Origin of the sequence: Borreliella burgdorferi B31 (genome assembly GCF_000008685.2) — a bacterium.
In the GTDB taxonomy this organism is placed as follows: domain Bacteria; phylum Spirochaetota; class Spirochaetia; order Borreliales; family Borreliaceae; genus Borreliella; species Borreliella burgdorferi.
Map to the genome: position 1 here is coordinate 377,022 of NC_001318.1, position 15,945 is coordinate 392,966.

The 15,945-nt window shown below is 29.3% G+C and carries 14 protein-coding genes; 4 read left to right on the top strand and 10 right to left on the bottom strand.

Annotation, left to right across the window (positions count from 1 at the left end; all coding sequences use genetic code 11):
• Positions 1-17 precede the first annotated feature (17 nt).
• From BB_RS01815 to BB_RS01835, 5 genes are read right to left on the bottom strand one after another with little or no spacing between them, the layout of a single operon-like run.
• Positions 18-2,309 carry an AAA family ATPase gene (locus tag BB_RS01815; RefSeq protein ID WP_002665304.1) on the bottom strand — a complete coding sequence of 764 codons (2,292 nt, stop codon included), beginning with the start codon at positions 2,307-2,309 and terminating at the stop codon, positions 18-20.
• Positions 2,310-2,319: 10 nt separating this feature from the next.
• Positions 2,320-3,537, bottom strand: a complete 1,218-nt coding sequence (gene tyrS / locus BB_RS01820; protein ID WP_002656396.1) for a tyrosine--tRNA ligase — start codon at positions 3,535-3,537, stop codon at positions 2,320-2,322.
• Complete coding sequence (locus BB_RS01825) at positions 3,534-4,871, bottom strand: glycine--tRNA ligase (protein ID WP_002656113.1); 1,338 nt, start codon at positions 4,869-4,871, stop codon at positions 3,534-3,536. The genes tyrS and BB_RS01825 overlap by 4 nt, the downstream gene beginning before the upstream one ends.
• A 17-nt stretch (positions 4,872-4,888) precedes the next feature.
• The gene (gene gltX / locus BB_RS01830; protein WP_002665196.1) at positions 4,889-6,361 is read right to left on the bottom strand and encodes a glutamate--tRNA ligase; all 1,473 of its coding nucleotides are present in this window, start codon (positions 6,359-6,361) and stop codon (positions 4,889-4,891) included.
• Between the two features lie 12 nt (positions 6,362-6,373).
• Positions 6,374-7,141 (bottom strand): hypothetical protein, encoded by a 768-nt coding sequence (locus tag BB_RS01835; RefSeq protein WP_010889737.1) that lies wholly within the window; start codon positions 7,139-7,141, stop codon positions 6,374-6,376.
• A gap of 124 nt (positions 7,142-7,265) precedes the next feature.
• Here BB_RS01835 and pdeB point away from each other — a divergent pair, with 124 nt between their 5' ends.
• The 4 genes from pdeB to BB_RS01855 are packed head-to-tail and all read left to right on the top strand — an operon-like array spanning position 7,266 to position 10,786.
• Positions 7,266-8,405: a cyclic di-GMP phosphodiesterase PdeB gene (gene pdeB, locus BB_RS01840; RefSeq protein WP_002556969.1), complete on the top strand. Its 1,140-nt coding sequence runs from the start codon at positions 7,266-7,268 to the stop codon at positions 8,403-8,405.
• Between the two features lie 22 nt (positions 8,406-8,427).
• Positions 8,428-9,141, top strand: coding sequence for a 5'-methylthioadenosine/adenosylhomocysteine nucleosidase (locus tag BB_RS01845; RefSeq protein ID WP_002556970.1), 714 nt, complete (start codon positions 8,428-8,430; stop codon positions 9,139-9,141).
• A complete protein-coding gene (gene metK, locus BB_RS01850; protein WP_002663127.1) occupies positions 9,138-10,316 on the top strand; it encodes a methionine adenosyltransferase in 1,179 nt (392 codons plus the stop codon). Before BB_RS01845 ends, metK begins: the two co-directional genes overlap by 4 nt.
• Positions 10,313-10,786 (top strand): S-ribosylhomocysteine lyase, encoded by a 474-nt coding sequence (locus tag BB_RS01855; protein WP_002656744.1) that lies wholly within the window; start codon positions 10,313-10,315, stop codon positions 10,784-10,786. The genes metK and BB_RS01855 overlap by 4 nt, the downstream gene beginning before the upstream one ends.
• A 10-nt stretch (positions 10,787-10,796) precedes the next feature.
• Here the strand turns inward: BB_RS01855 and BB_RS01860 are convergent, their stop codons facing one another.
• The 5 genes from BB_RS01860 to bmpB all read right to left on the bottom strand — a co-directional run bounded on the left by BB_RS01860 (position 10,797) and on the right by bmpB (position 15,936).
• The gene (locus tag BB_RS01860; RefSeq protein WP_002665195.1) at positions 10,797-11,459 is read right to left on the bottom strand and encodes a hypothetical protein; all 663 of its coding nucleotides are present in this window, start codon (positions 11,457-11,459) and stop codon (positions 10,797-10,799) included.
• Positions 11,460-11,485: 26 nt separating this feature from the next.
• Positions 11,486-11,905 (bottom strand): HIT family protein, encoded by a 420-nt coding sequence (locus tag BB_RS01865; RefSeq protein ID WP_002656400.1) that lies wholly within the window; start codon positions 11,903-11,905, stop codon positions 11,486-11,488.
• A 50-nt stretch (positions 11,906-11,955) separates the two neighbouring features.
• Positions 11,956-13,320 (bottom strand): magnesium transporter, encoded by a 1,365-nt coding sequence (gene mgtE, locus BB_RS01870; RefSeq protein ID WP_010889738.1) that lies wholly within the window; start codon positions 13,318-13,320, stop codon positions 11,956-11,958.
• A gap of 50 nt (positions 13,321-13,370) precedes the next feature.
• The gene (locus BB_RS01875; RefSeq protein ID WP_010889739.1) at positions 13,371-14,798 is read right to left on the bottom strand and encodes an MGH1-like glycoside hydrolase domain-containing protein; all 1,428 of its coding nucleotides are present in this window, start codon (positions 14,796-14,798) and stop codon (positions 13,371-13,373) included.
• A 112-nt stretch (positions 14,799-14,910) separates the two neighbouring features.
• On the bottom strand, positions 14,911-15,936 hold the full coding sequence (gene bmpB / locus BB_RS01880; protein WP_010889740.1) for a nucleoside ABC transporter substrate-binding protein BmpB: 1,026 nt from the start codon (positions 15,934-15,936) through the stop codon (positions 14,911-14,913).
• Positions 15,937-15,945 lie beyond the last annotated feature (9 nt).

Genomic DNA, 15,945 nt, shown 5'->3' on the forward strand with positions numbered 1-15,945 from the left:
ATACTCCCCCTATAACCTTATAAAAACTCATATTTTATTGTTTCATCTAAATAGATTTTTATTTTACCAGAATTTTCAATTTTCTTAAAAAGAATTTCATCTATTAAAAGCTTTCCCAATTCTTTGAATATAAATTTTCTAACACTTTTTAAGCTGTACCCCTTTCCATAAATCTTTTCTCGAATATAATCAACAACACTTTTTTCAAAAAAAACATCAAATTTTCTATCTCTTAATATCCTTGCAAAATAATTAAGTTCATTAAAAATGATTTTTTCAAAATCTAACTCATCAATAGATTTAAATACAAACACATGATCTATTAATTCTAAAAACTCATTGGGCAATCTCTTCTTTAATATAAAGTTAAAATCATTTTCCCCCGCCATTTTATTTCTAAAACCAATGCTATTAAGCTCTTTGCTCTCAGCATTGATACTTATTACTATTAAACTTTCTGATAAGCTTACCTTTTTTCCAAGACCATCAAAAAGTTTACCTGTTTTAAACCCCTCTAAAAAAAAATCTAAAACCCTTTTATTACATTTATCAAAATCTGATAGGAAAATAATAGAATTAGAAGATTTGTTCAAAAATTTAAAAAATCTGGTAGATTCATAATATCCTTCATTACTTAAAACAGGCCCAATCAATCTATCAAGAGAATTAAAATCATTATACTCACCCATGTTAAGACTAAATTTAGGAATTTTAAACTCTTCTGATAAAATATCCATCAATTTGCATTTTCCTGACCCAGAAGCACCAATAAAGGCAAATATTCCAATAGTACTTCTATTGGCAAGCAAATTGAATTTTAATAATTTAATATTTAATATCAAATCAAGTACCAAGTTATCATGTATAATAAGTTCTTTTTTTATTCTATTTTCTAAATTAATTAGCAATTCACCATCATACTCTTCAAAATTAAAAATATTAGAACCAACAATAGATTTAATCAGATCGCAAACATCATCTTTTGTTATAATCCTTTTTATATTTTCAAGCTTAAACTTAGAGCCTAATTCATCTAAAATATCAAAAGCTTTGTCTGGAAGAAATCTATCTTTAATATATTTTTGAGACATGAGAATGCAAGCTTGTATTGCCTCGTCTGTATATTCCACATTATGATACCTCTCGTAATCTTTTTTAATCTCCTGCAAAATATTATAAGCGTCTTCAAAATTAGGCTCTTTGAGCTCTATACTCTGAAACCTTCTCATTAAGGCCTTATCTTTTAAAAAAAATTTTCTATATTCATATTCTGTAGTAGCTCCAATAAATTTAATTTTTCCTAAAGTGAGAATGGGTTTTAACAAATTGGAAATATCCATACTGCCAAATGAAGTAGCCCCTGCCCCTACTATCATATGGATTTCATCAATAAAAAGCATAACTTTTTTTCTTGAGCTTAAAAAATCTAAAACCCTATTCACCCTACTCTCAAGATCTCCCCTATATTTAGTACCCGAAACAAGCCTACCAATATCAAGAGAATAGATTTCATACCCTATTAAATCCTTTGGAACATTCTCTATTTTTATTTTATATGCAAGACCTTGGATTAATACTGTTTTTCCAACACCAGGCTCTCCAAACAAAATAGGATTACTTTTATGCTTCCTAAGTATCACCTGGATTAACCGAGATAATTCTTGACTTCTACCAATTAAAGGATTGTATTTTAAATCCAAAGTATCAATAACGTTTGTTAAAAAATTACCAATAGAGTCTTTACTTTCTAAGAAAATATTATTTTGATCCAATTCATCACGCTTATCATCAAAAATATGAAAGCCTCCTTTCCTTTTTGGCGCATTATTATGAATATATTCTGCAATTAATTCACTGTCGCCTGAGGCAGATTTAGTATTTACAGCTAAATAATCATGAGCTTCAATAAGTTTATCAAAAATAGTCAAATTAAAACCCGAGCTAAGCAGCGCATCTAAAATACTATTTTTTCTTTTTTTGACAAGCACCCACAATAGATCTTTTTCTTGTATTTTATAAGGTTTTTTATAAAAAAAAAGAACACTAATTATATCGTCATACAAATAATCCATACTAGAAACATAGTCTGGGATATAATTGCCTCTTAAGGGAAGTTTACTAAAAAATTCTTCTAGTTGTTTATTAAGTTTATAAAAATCAATTGCACACAAATTAAGTAGTTCTTTAACTTTATCACTTTTAATAAGCCCATAAAAAATGTGCTCTTCTGTAAACACAAGGTGCCTAGATTCCATGAAAAACAAAAAGGTGTTAAAAAATAAACAATTTAAAGCTCTTCTATCATACATCCAAAATCAACTATATAACAATTCGTAAAAATTTTTTTTTACCTACTCTTAATTCAACTTCATTGTTATTAAAATCCTTTTTGGTAAGAAGGTGACTCTGACTTTCTACCCTTTTACCATTAATATAAACACCTCCAGAATCAATCAATCTTCTGCCTTCTGATTTGCTGGGCACAATTTTTGAATCTAACATTAAATCAACCAATAATATCTCTTCTTTTAGGCTAGAAAAGCTAAATTTAAAAAATGGAATATTGCTCCTATCTCCACTTCCCCTAAATGCGGCAAAAGATGCCTCTTGAACTTTCAAGGCTTCTGCCTCTCCGTGAACAATTTTAGTTATCTCAAAAGCCAAAATCTCTTTGGCCTTATTTAAAGAATTCCCCTTAAAATTTGAAATTAATTCAATCTCATCTTCTTCTAAAAAAGTAAAAAGATATAAAAAAGTTTTCACATCAGAATCTGAAGTATTTCTAAAATACTGATAAAAATCATAAATACTAAAAAGATTAGAATCAAGATAAACAGCGCCTTTTTCTGATTTACCCATCTTTTTTCCATCACTTCTTGTAATTAATGGAAAAGTAAGCCCAAAAGTTTCTGATCCATTTTTTTTTCTAATTAGGTCAACCCCTGAAATAATATTCCCCCATTGATCATCACCACCAATTTGAAGTCGGCAATTTTTAATTTTATTAAGCATATAATAATCATAAGACTGCAAAAGTTGATAATTAAACTCAATAAATGAAAGTCCGAAATCCATCCTTCTTTTATAAGTTTCAAAGCTTAACATACGATTAACAGAAAAATGCATGCCAACATCTCTTAAAAATTCAATATAATTGAGATTATCTAACCAATTTGAATTATGAATAAAACATTCTGAAGTAAACTTAGTTATTCTTTGAAGTTGATTTTTTATCAACAAAGCATTATTGCCAATCTCTTCTGAAGATAAAATCTTTCTCATCTCACTTTTTCCAGAAGGATCGCCTATTTTTGCTGTAGAATCTCCAATCAAAACAATTGGCATGTGCCCGTGTTGCCTAAGATGCATCATTGCTAAAAAGGGAATCAAATGGCCAATATGAAGAGAACTAGATGTTGCATCAACTCCTGCATAAAAAACTATTTTTTCCCTATCCATTAAATCACTTAAAACTTTTAAAGATGTACATTGCTTTAAAAATCCGCGTTTATGTAAAAGACTTAAAGCAAGATTCATTTATTAAAATCCTCTTTGTAATTTAAAATCTCTGTTTTAATGTATGAATATAAATCATTAATAAAAATTCTCTTCTGAGTCATGCTATTTCTTTCTCTAACAGTAACTGTCTCATCCTCAATCGTATTGTAATCTATTGTTACGCAATAAGGAGTTCCTATTTCGTCTTGACGTCTATACCTTTTACCTATTGTTCCACTATCATCGTAAAATATATGAAAATCATCGCAAAGCTCCATATAAATCCTTCTAGCAATCTCAGTAAGCTCAACTTTTTTAACAAGAGGAAATATAGCAATCTTGTAAGGAGCCAACTTGGGATGTAAGCGTAAAACAATACGCTTGTCTCCATCTGAGAGCTCTTCCTCAGAATAAGCATCACAAAGAGTCATTAAAACAGACCTTGTAAGACCAGCAGAAGTCTCAATAACATAAGGCACATATTTCTCTTTTGTCAACAAATCATGATACTCAAATACTTTGGGCTTATTAGAAAATTTAGCGTGCTGAGTTAAATCATAATTACCTCTATTGTGAATTCCTTCTACTTCCTGAAATCCAAACGGAAATTCATACTCAATATCAAATGCAGCTTTTGCATAATGAGCAAGCTGCGTTGAATCATGCGCCTTAAATCTTAATCTATCGGGACTAATTTTAAGAGTTTCTATAAAAAAATTCATTCTATTTTGCTGCCAATAACAAAACCACTCGTCTATTTGCTTGGGATGAACAAAAAACTGCATTTCCATTTGCTCAAACTCACAAGTTCTAAATATAAAATTTTTAGTAACTATCTCATTTCTAAACGCTTTACCTACCTGAGCAATCCCAAAAGGAATCTTAAGCCTTGAAGAATCCAAAACATTTCTAAAATTAACAAAAATTCCTTGTGCTGTCTCAGGCCTTAAATAAACTTCACTAGAACTATCCTCCACTACTCCAATGTGGGTCTTAAACATTAAATTAAAACTTCTTGGGGAGGTAAAATTATTTCCAACTTTGCAATTCGGACAATTTTTTGACAAATCAATAAAATCAGCTCTAAATCTACTTTTACAATCTTTGCAATCAACCATAGAATCCGAAAAACCATCAACATGACCAGATGCTCTCCAAATTTCAGGGCGCATAAAAATAGCACTATCTAAACCTACAATATTTTCATGCAAGTACACCATGCTCTTCCACCACTCTTTCTTTATATTCTTTTTAAGCTCAACCCCCAAAGGACCATAATCCCAAGCTCCTGAAAGGCCCCCGTAAACCTCTGAAGACTGAAATACAAATCCTTTTCTTTTTGCAAGAGAAATAATATCTTCCATTCTAACCATAAAAATATCCTTAATAGCTATTCATTTATTCTTAAAAATTCCTGTGCTAATTTTATTCTTTCAAAAACTTTAGACTTGCCTATCAATTTTAAAGAATCAAAAAGCGGCGGAGAGACTTTGCTACCAAGCGCTGCAATTCTAATAGGAAGAAGAATTTCTCCCAATTTAAAACCATTACTCTCAGCAAAATCATAAAAAATTTTATCATTTTCTTCTGATGATCTTTTTTCAAACCCTTCTAAAATAGGCTTTATTAATTCTAAAATAGAACAAACTTCTTTAGCTGTTTTTTTTCTACTTAAAAACTCATCTAAATTCCAAGATTTAATGTCCTCATAAAAAAATTTAGTCATATTTAAAGCATCACTTAATTTTTTAATTCTACTCTTTATAAGAGGAATTAATAACTTTAATTTTTGATTTTCTTCCAAAGTACTAGGCTTAGAAACATACCCTTTTTTTTGGAAAAAAGGGAGTAAAAGATTAAATAAATCTTCATCTTTTTTTTCTCTAATATAGTAGCTATTGAAAAAATCCAATTTATGATAATCAAAAATAGCAGGAGATTTATTGATCTTCTCAATTGAAAAAAATTGCTCAAGATCATTTTTTGAAAAAAATTCTCTCTTATCGTCGTAAGACCAGCCAAGCAAAGTAACATAATTAATAATAGCCTCTGGAAGATACCCATCTTCAATAAACTGTCTTAAAGCTGTTGAGCCATGTCTTTTGCTTAATTTTTGACCATCATTTCCCATAACCATTGGAAGGTGACAATAAATAGGGGGTTTCCATTTAAAAGCCTTATAAAGAAGTACGTGCAATGGACCTGAAGAAACCCATTCTTGAGCCCTTAATACATGGGTAATTTTCATTAAATAATCATCAACAACATTGGCAAGATGATAAGTCGGCAATCCATCTGACTTAAGAATTACAGGATCAGGACTAATGTCTTTATTCGCCCATGTAATCCTTCCAAGTAAAATATCATCAAAGCTGGTATCTCCTTCTAAAGGAATTTTAAATCTAACAACAGGCTTGATTTTTTTAATTAGTGCATTCTCAACCTCTTCATTACTTAAATTCCTGCAATGCCTATCATATCCAGGTGGCATCTTATTAATATTTTGAATTTTCTTAATTCTTTCAAGCCTTTCGGGACTGCAATAACAATAATAAGCATGCCCAGATTCAATCAAATATTTAGCATATTGCTTATATATTGCACTTCTTTGAGACTGAACATAAGGCGCATAATCACCCCCTACAACAGGGCCTTCATCAAAAGAAATGCCAAGCCATTTAAGACTTGAATAAAGATCATTTTCAGCTTCTGGAGAATACCTGCTCTGATCTGTATCCTCAATTCTAAGCAAAAATTTACCTCCGCAAGACTTTGCAAAAAAATAATTAAACAAAGCTGTTCTAATCCCGCCAATATGTTGTAAACCCGTTGGAGAAGGCGCATAACGAACTCTTGTACTCAAAACACAACTCCTTTAATAAAAAACATCTTTTTTAGAAAAATCATAAATATAATAAAAAACAACAAAAAATAAATTCGAACCAAGTAGCTTTGTATGCTTAGAATCTATCCTGTTTTTAAATTTATAGTATCGATTTCTAATCTCAATTTTCTTGCTTTCAAGCAAATCAAAAGATGTTTTTGATTTTCGCAATAAATAATAAAAATAAATAGTAAAAATATCATTTTTCAAAAAAAACTTATCTAAAAAATTTACCAACTCTTTTAGCTTTGAGTGCTCTTCAAATGACAACATACTAAGAGCCTCACAATATTTCACCCACTTATTTCTACTGTACTTGTAATTTAAAATTAAACTAGAAGCCTTTTCTTTTTCTCTAAAGCTAATAAGAACAGAATAAAGCTCTATTATTGTTTTATGTCTTAATCTAGTGTCTTTTAAATAAAAATAAAGCTCATCAAGGCTTTTTTTATCTTGTTTTATTAAAATAAACCTAAGAAGAATAGATATTTCAAAAACACTTTTAAGCTTTTTGCGAACCATTTTAAGCTTCAAAAAAGTGAATGCATCTTCCATCCCATTTAAAATAAAATACAATCTTGGAAAAAAATATTGGGAATAAATAACATTAAAAACAATCACTAATAAAAAATAAACTACAATAAATTGGTAATTAAACAAAATGAAGCTTAATTTCATTTGAAATCTTAAAATTGCCAGAAAATAAATAAATAATCCAAGAAAAATAATATTAAAACCTAAGCGTATTTTTTCTACCATAAAAATCTCTTCAAAAAAGCTTAATTCAAAAATTGAGATATAATAAATACATTATACTAATAGATAGACAATTAATAAATAATATGATATACATGGTTAATAGAGCTTAATTTCAAGGGAATAAATGCAAAATTCTGAAAGCATTATTAAAAATATAAAAAATTCATCATATTTAATAGACAAGGAATTTTTAGTTTGGCCTGAGAATGCATTTATTGGAGACAAAAACATTGAGCTTATTGAAAAATGGAATCTAAAGTCATACATTAAAGAGAGAAAAAATTTTTTCAGTGACGATTCTGTTAAAAAAGAATATGAAGAAATACACAAAAAATTCAACGAAGAGGCTATTTCCAGTTATCATGTAATAATAAGCAATTTAGAAGAAATTTATGAAAATTGCAAAAGAAATAAAAAAATATATTACCAAGATATTATGCCTACTGTAAAAAAAGTAATAGAATTTTACAAGAAACAGAAGAAAATTTTTATCAAATATTTTAGAATTCCCAAGCTTTCTGCAAACTATCACATTATTCATTCGGTAAATACAGCTATCCTAACAGTAGCCCTTGGCAATGAAATGGGACTAAATAACTATAAAACAGTAGAGCTTTGTAGTATTGCTCTTTTACATAAAATAGGATTTTTATTTATTCCATCAAAAATCAGCGAAAAAAAAGAAGCATTAACTGAGGAAGAACTAGAAATAATAAAAAAATATCCCATAATAAGCTACAAAATAGCTTCAACGAGTAACTTATCACGATCAATATGTTTGACACTTTTAACACATAAAGAAAATCTAGACGGAACTGGCTATCCTAAAGGATTAACAAGTGAAAATATCAGCATAGAATCAAATATAATAGGCGCTGCTAGTGCCTATTCTGCTATCATTTTAGATAAGGCATACAAAAAATCTTTTAATTCTGGAGCATCTATTATTGAATTAATCAAAGATGCTGACAAAAAATTTGACAAAAGGGTTTTGAAGCTAATAATCAATGCAATATCTTCTTGTCCCTTAGACTTTATTGTAGAACTTAATGACAATTCTATAGCCAAAATAGTAGATATAGATGAGTCTAACCCAAATCTTCCATACATCAACTACATAATAAAAAATGGAAAAGTTATAGACAAAAATGAACAATCTAGTGTTCAATCTATACCAAATACAAATACAGGAATAAAAAAAATACTCAATCAAAATGAAATAGAGCTAATTAAAAATAAATATTCTTTAATAGATATTATATAAGACACTTAAAAGGAGAAAAAATATGATTTTGATAATATCAGCTATGCAAGAAGAATCAGAAGAAATAAATAAAATACTTGACAACAAAGAAGAAATTGTATTAAACGACTACTTAGAAAATAAAAAGATTTATAAAGGAAAAATTCTAGGAAAAGATGTAATATCTTTAACTACAGGAATTGGAAAAGTTAACGCAGCAACTTGGAGTAGTCAAATTATCTCTAAGTATAAAATCACTCACATAATAAACTCTGGAAGTTCTGGGGGGATAAAAGAAAACTCTAACCTTAAAATATTAGACATTATAGTATCCTCAGAAACAGCATACTATGACTTTGACTTAACTAAGTTTGGACACAAAATAGGACAAGTCCCTAATTTGCCACAAAAGTTTAAAGCAGATGAAGAGCTACTTAAAAAAGTGGCCAATATTGTTGACAACAAGCTTTTAAACATTGATATCCATATTGGCTTAATACTAACAGGAGATCAATTTGTTGACAATGAAAAAAATCTTGAAACAATTAAAAAAAATTTCAAAGATGCTTTAGCTGTAGATATGGAAGGAGCTGCAATAGCTCAAGTAGCACACATATTTAAAATACCATTCATAATAATTCGTTCAATTTCTGATCTACCAAACAATAAAGACAACCATATAGACTTTAATAAATTTTTAAAAACATCATCAATAAATTCAAGCAAAATGACAAAGGAACTTATTAGGCTAATATGAATAAAATAATAGCAGCGAACCAAACTTTAACTTCTGAGGCTGTATCTGAAGGACATCCAGACAAAATTGCAGATCAAATCTCTGATGCCATCCTTGATGAAATACTAAAAGAAGATAAAAATGCAAAAGTAGCTTGCGAGGTCATAATTGCACAAAATTTAGTAGTAATAGCAGGAGAAATAAATAGTCCTGTAAAAAAAAACATAGATATAAAAGAGGTTGCTAAGAATATCATCAAAGATATAGGCTATACAAATATTGATTATGGGCTTGATTACAAAACAATAACGGTAATAGACGCTATTGGCAATCAATCACGTGACATTATAAACGCAATTGAAAAAAAGGGATCCAATGCCCTTGGAGCAGGGGATCAGGGAATAATATTTGGATATGCCTGCGATGAAACAAAAAATTTTTTACCTGCTCCTTATGAACTAGCCAATTCAATTCTAAAAAAAGCTAGCAATCTTAGAAAATCAGGAGCAATAAAATGGTTAAGGCCTGACTCAAAATCTCAAGTTACCATAGAATACGATAAAAACAGAAACCCTGTAAAAATAAAAAATATTATAGTCTCTCATCAACACCATCCAAACATCTCCCAAAAACTAATACAACAAACAATAATTGAAGAAATCATCAAGCCCACTGTTCAAGACAAGTCAATGCTTGATGAAAATACTGCTTATTGCATTAATCCTTCTGGAAATTTTGTAATTGGAGGCCCTACCGGAGACACTGGGCTTACAGGAAGAAAAATTATTGCAGATAGCTATGGAGGATTTGCAAGACACGGAGGGGGAGCATACAGCGGAAAAGATGCCACAAAAGTAGATAGATCAGCTGCCTACATGGCAAGATATATTGCAAAAAATATGGTGGCAGCCGGAATTTCTAAAGAATTTGAACTACAGCTCGCATATGCAATTGGAATTGAAAACCCAATATCTATTCAAATAACTGGGGGAATAAATGATCCTAAATATGCAAACAAAATATTAAATTTTATTGTTAATAACTTCGATTTAACTCCCAACGGTATAATTGAAAAATTAAAACTAAAACAACCCATATATCTTAAAACTTGCACTTATGGTCATTTTGGAAAAAATGAATTTGAATGGGAAAAATTAGATTTTGTAAAAAAAATACAAACAGCGCTAAAAAAATGAAAAAAATAACAAGCTTTACAATAGATCATACAAAACTCAACCCTGGCATATATGTCTCAAGAAAAGATACCTTTGAAAATGTAATATTTACTACAATAGACATTAGAATCAAAGCTCCCAACATCGAACCAATAATTGAAAACGCAGCAATACATACAATAGAGCACATAGGAGCTACTTTACTTAGAAATAATGAAGTTTGGACCGAAAAAATAGTATATTTTGGCCCTATGGGATGCAGAACTGGTTTTTACTTAATAATTTTTGGAGACTATGAAAGTAAAGATCTTGTTGACTTAGTCTCATGGCTTTTTTCCGAAATCGTAAATTTTTCAGAACCTATCCCAGGCGCAAGTGATAAGGAATGCGGAAATTACAAAGAACATAACCTTGATATGGCTAAATATGAATCTTCTAAATACTTACAAATATTAAACAATATTAAAGAAGAAAATTTAAAATATCCTTAGCTCATAAAATTTACAAAATAGAAAGTATTTCGCTTTCATTTTTTGTTGCTACATCAAACTGAAAAATAAATCCTAATGTTATTTTATGCATTTGATTTAAAAGTAAAGGTTTGTTGTAAAAAATTGGAGAGATTGTATATTCCAAAAAAATAAAATCTACATTAATTCTAGCTCCAATGTCTATTCCCAAAACAAAATTATCCAATAATACCCAATCACGCGAATCTACAAAACAAATTTTTGCACCAATGTATGAAAATTTTAAACCTGTAAAAAAGATTAAACTAAACATTGGGGTATAGGATAAAAAGAAATAATTACCATACATTCTCAGTGAAAATGAAACATCTTTTATTATGAAATAATTTAGAGAATGCTTCAAATATGCTTGATCATCCAACATAAATATAATCTCATTGGTATAAGGAGTATGGCTTGGTAAAAATTTAATATCTAAATTAAATTCTCCACCAAATGCTAAATTTTGAGAAACATTAACACCAACTCCACTGAAAAATTGATACTTAAGTCTTTCATAAAAGAATAAATCTTGAGTAAAATTGTCAACACCAAGCCCAACTCCACTGTATACATTAAGATAGCTAGGAATTCCTGAATAAATTCTAAATGCATTAAGCATAAAAACAAAAAAGAATAAAAAGTTTCTTCTCATAAAGAATCCTTTTGGGCAAAATAAAATTAAATATTCATACTTATTTGCATAGACAACTCTTTAAATTTTTCAACTTCAAGATTAAGTTTATTGCCTCTCTTAAAACCAAAACCATCGTTTTTAAATCTTGGAATTACATGAAAATGAGTATGAAAAACCTCTTGCCCTGCGCCAGCCCCCAAAGCAGAATAAATATTTATTCCACCATAAATGCTTGAGTTTATTCTTTTTAAAGCATTTGAAATTTTTTTACATACCTTTAAAACTCTCTCGTTAAATTTATCATCCATGTTTAATAAACTCTCACTATGTTCTTTGGGAATAACAAGAGTATGCCCAACAGTTAAAGGATTAATATCTAAAAATGCTAAAACTAAATCGTCCTCATAAACTTTATAACTAGGAAGCTCTTTGTTTATTATTTTACAAAAAATACAATCATACATTAAAAATATCCTATTATAAAAAAATAGCAATCAACATATTTAAATGAAATTTAAACAGCATAGCTAACTAAAACCCATTTTGCTATATTAAAATAAGCTATTAAAGTAATAGCATCTGCAATTGTAGTGATTAAAGGGCCTGCCATAAGTGCTGGATCCAACTTTAAAAGTTTAGCAACAATGGGTAAAAGACCTCCCAATATCTTTGCTACTGTCAAACTTACCATCAAGCAAGATGAAACTACAAAAGCTATTTTCAGCTTATCAGAATGGTGTGGAGCTACAAAAAAGACAATTCTTAAAAAATTAACACTAGCAAGAATTGCTCCCACTAGAATGCTAACACATATTTCCTTTAAAAACACTTTAAAAAAATCTTTTACCTTGACAGTACCAAGAGCAAGCTCACGAATTATTAGCGCAGATGCCTGAGAGCCGGCATTGCCTGAAGTATCCATTAAAAGGGGAATAAAATTAGCTAAAACCACTAAAGACAACATTAAATTTTGATAATTTGAAATAATTGTAGCTGTAAAAGTAGAAGACACCATAAGAACTAAAAGCCAAATTATTCTATTTTTTGTCATAACTAAAATAGAAGTATCAAGATAAGATGTATCTAAAGGCTTAACAGCTGCAATCATTTGAAAATCTTCAGTATTTACAGATTGAATAACCTCTAAAATGTCATCAATAATAATAACCCCTATCATTCTCCCCTCATTATCAACAACAGGAACACTGGTAATATCATGTTTTTGAAAAAGAAGTGCAACATCTTCTTTCTCATCATTAACCCCCACAATATAAAACCCACTACTTCTCATTATTGACGAGAGAATAACATCATCTTTAGCCAATATTAAATCTTCAATTTTTATAACTCCTTTTAAATGCTTTTCATCATCTGTAATATAATAAGTGTAAATATCTTCTTTGGTTTTAGCTACCCTTCTAATATAATCAAGAGCTTTGCCAACTGTGAAATCTTCTTTAAGCTCAACATACTCAATTGTTACGATCGAACCTGCAGAATCATCACTGTAAGACAAAAATTTATTAATAATTTCTCTATTCTCTTCTGTAGAACTTGCCAAAAATCTCTGAACAACATTTGCAGGAACCTCTTCCAAAAGGTCAATAACATCATCAAGATTCAGCTCATCAATCATTTCACTTATTTCTTTATTGGTAAAAGAATTTGCTAATTTATTTTTTGTAGATTGGTCAAAATTAGAAAAAGTTTCAACTGCTATTTTTTTTGGCAAAAATCTGTAGAGTAAAATCAATTCAGTTCCATTAAGTCTTTTAAGAGCCTCAGCAATATCMAAGGAATCMTGCTTTAAAAATTTTTCTTTAATTTTAGAATAGCTCTTCTCTTTAAGAAAAATTCTCAACTCATCAATATCTATCATTAAAAGGCCTCCAAAAATTTAAATTTTACAAGACATTTAATGAATCTAATTCATCMAAGCTTATCCAATAACATAGAACATCTTCCTGAGGGAATAGGAAGGGTTTTTTCTTTTTTATTTAATATATTTATTGTAAAATAATAAAGTTTTTCAGATTCCATTTTTATTTCCCAACCTCTTTTCCCCTTATTGCAAATTATTGTAGTTTGATTCTTTTTAAGAGATAAGCTTTCTATCCCCATAATCTCAAGAGTGGGTATATTCCAATATACAGTTTTATCAGGCAAACTAATTGTAAGCCCAATAATATTTTCTATCATTAAGCTAATACTAAAAAGTGCAAGATAACAAATAAGACCTTTCTCGGTATAAGTTTTTTTATTAGAATCAAAATATGCAGGTCCTTCTTGCATAGGTCTATAAGCTTCCCAAATGTGCCCCTTAATTTTATTAAAAGGCATTAAAGTGTCTAATATATAATACAAATGTCTTATAGTAAATTCTCTTGCAATATTTGCACGACCACAATATTCAAGCCCTTTGATTACAAAAAAATTCATATAAGTATAAACTGAACCATAATATCCATTGCCATCCTCACTAAAACCTGGCTCACTAACAGAAAGTGTTGGAAAAGGATTTGGAGTCCCAAAATGATTAGTACTTTTTAAATAAAAAATCATTCTTTCTATTCTGTCCTCACTGGGAATCTCAGAAAGCATTGGGAAAAAACCTACTATTGTCTTGATTTCAAGAATATTTTCATTAACATCAAGATCATAATAAAATCCATCTTTTTCGCTCCACATTAAAGAATTAATTTTGACCTTAAGGGAAAAAAATCGTTTTTTGTATTCAAGCGATAAATTTTTATCATTTAAAATGTCTGCCAATTTAGAAATACAATATGCATTATGAACTTGCAATGAATTAAAATCTATAGGATAGTACGCATCTACTCTTGGGGAGTTCTTATAAAAAATTTTATTTACATCAATTGAATAAAGACCATTTTCCTTTAAAAATTTGCTCTCTATCCATTTATAATACTTATCAAGAATTGGTAAAACTTCAGAAATTCTCTTTTTATTTCCTGTCTTATGATATAAGTTGTATTCAGCCCATGCAAAAATAGGAAATCCAATATTCTCTTCATTCTCATCAAGATCAATAATAGCATTGTTATTGTCATATCTAGCCCTGATTGCACCAGATTCTTCCTGCAATTGATAAAATTTATCAATTGCAGATGTAGATGAATATTCCCCATTACTATAGACAAGAAAAAAGCTTGACATACAAGCTTGCATCTGATCTATATAATCACAATTTTCCGAATAATAATTTTTATCTTTTTTGCCCCTATCAGCAACTTTTTGCAAAATCACCTTATCTTGAATCCAAGATAAACTTTTATTATAAATATCAATAAAGTCTTGATCATAATAGTAAATTTTGGGAAACATTTTTTTATTCAATGCTAAATCCTCTAAAACAACAGAAATGTACTTCTATTTATTATAACACAATAAATATAACATAATTAAAAAATTAAAAACTGGAAAATTAAAATCTTTCTATTTCAAAAGTTTATAACTTTAATATTTGTTTTATAAAAATTTCATATTCCTCCTGATTGCAAGGAACAATGATCTCTTTATTGATTATTTTTCTCTCAAGAACTTTTATGTATTCAAATTCATTCGCATTAGGCAGCCCAATAACACCATCTCTTAATCCCATTTGAACAACTTTTCCACCTTCCCAAACATTATTATTTTTAATATATTCGCCAGTAATCAAATACAATGCGTCCCCAATGTTTTTTATAACAGAAGTAATAAAATTTTTAGGAGCAAGATATGACTGATCCTGATCGGCTCCAATAACATAGTAACCATCGCCAAGGTTTTTTGCTGTCTCAATAACACCAATTCCTGCTAAACCAGCTGCAAAATGAATTACATCTATCCCTTTAGAATACATTTTACTAGCTATGGTTCTACCAATATCAACATCGGAAAAAGAATTGGAATATTCACTTATAATCTCTATATCTTTATTAGCATACTTTGCTCCAGATTCATAACCATAGCGAAATGCATCTACTATATTACCCTTCATTCCCCCTATAAAACCTATTTTGCCAGAAAAGCTTTTTTTGGCTGCAATATAGCCAGCCAAAAAAGCACCTTGCTCTACTCTGAAAACAACAGCAATCAAGTTTTCAGGAATCTGAACATCATCACCATAAATGGGATCTATTATTCCATAGCTAATTTTTGGATTCTCCGATGAAACCAATAAAGATGCGTCCGTAAGCATGTACCCTACAAGCCAAATCAAGTCTGAGCCATTCCTTTTTAAATTATCAAGATCTGAAACATAACTAGAATAAACTCCAGAAATAGCACAAGAAAAAACTTCTTCAATATTTTCTGGAAAATCTTTTTTCAAGCGTAATAAAGCCTCATTAGCACTAGAATTAAAAGATTTGTCGTCAAGAACACCATCTACCAACATGGATATCTTAATTTTTTTTGAACTAGATTCTATTCCATTTCTACTAAAGCAAGAAGTCAACAAAATACCGAATATAAAAATTACAATTCTCATATAAAGCAC

Excerpts from the sequence above, each read along its gene's own strand:
- BB_RS01815 (WP_002665304.1), bottom strand. The coding sequence starts at position 2,309 with ATGTATGATAGAAGAGCTTTAAATTGTTTATTTTTTAACACCTTTTTG.
- BB_RS01865 (WP_002656400.1), bottom strand. The coding sequence starts at position 11,905 with ATGTATGATTGTATTTTTTGTAAAATAATAAACAAAGAGCTTCCTAGT.
- bmpB (WP_010889740.1), bottom strand. The coding sequence starts at position 15,936 with ATGAGAATTGTAATTTTTATATTCGGTATTTTGTTGACTTCTTGCTTT.
- tyrS (WP_002656396.1), bottom strand. The coding sequence starts at position 3,537 with ATGAATCTTGCTTTAAGTCTTTTACATAAACGCGGATTTTTAAAGCAA.
- metK (WP_002663127.1), top strand. The coding sequence starts at position 9,138 with ATGAATAAAATAATAGCAGCGAACCAAACTTTAACTTCTGAGGCTGTA.
- BB_RS01835 (WP_010889737.1), bottom strand. The coding sequence starts at position 7,141 with ATGGTAGAAAAAATACGCTTAGGTTTTAATATTATTTTTCTTGGATTA.
- BB_RS01855 (WP_002656744.1), top strand. The coding sequence starts at position 10,313 with ATGAAAAAAATAACAAGCTTTACAATAGATCATACAAAACTCAACCCT.
- BB_RS01860 (WP_002665195.1), bottom strand. The coding sequence starts at position 11,459 with ATGAGAAGAAACTTTTTATTCTTTTTTGTTTTTATGCTTAATGCATTT.
- BB_RS01845 (WP_002556970.1), top strand. The coding sequence starts at position 8,428 with ATGATTTTGATAATATCAGCTATGCAAGAAGAATCAGAAGAAATAAAT.
- pdeB (WP_002556969.1), top strand. The coding sequence starts at position 7,266 with ATGCAAAATTCTGAAAGCATTATTAAAAATATAAAAAATTCATCATAT.
- BB_RS01825 (WP_002656113.1), bottom strand. The coding sequence starts at position 4,871 with ATGGTTAGAATGGAAGATATTATTTCTCTTGCAAAAAGAAAAGGATTT.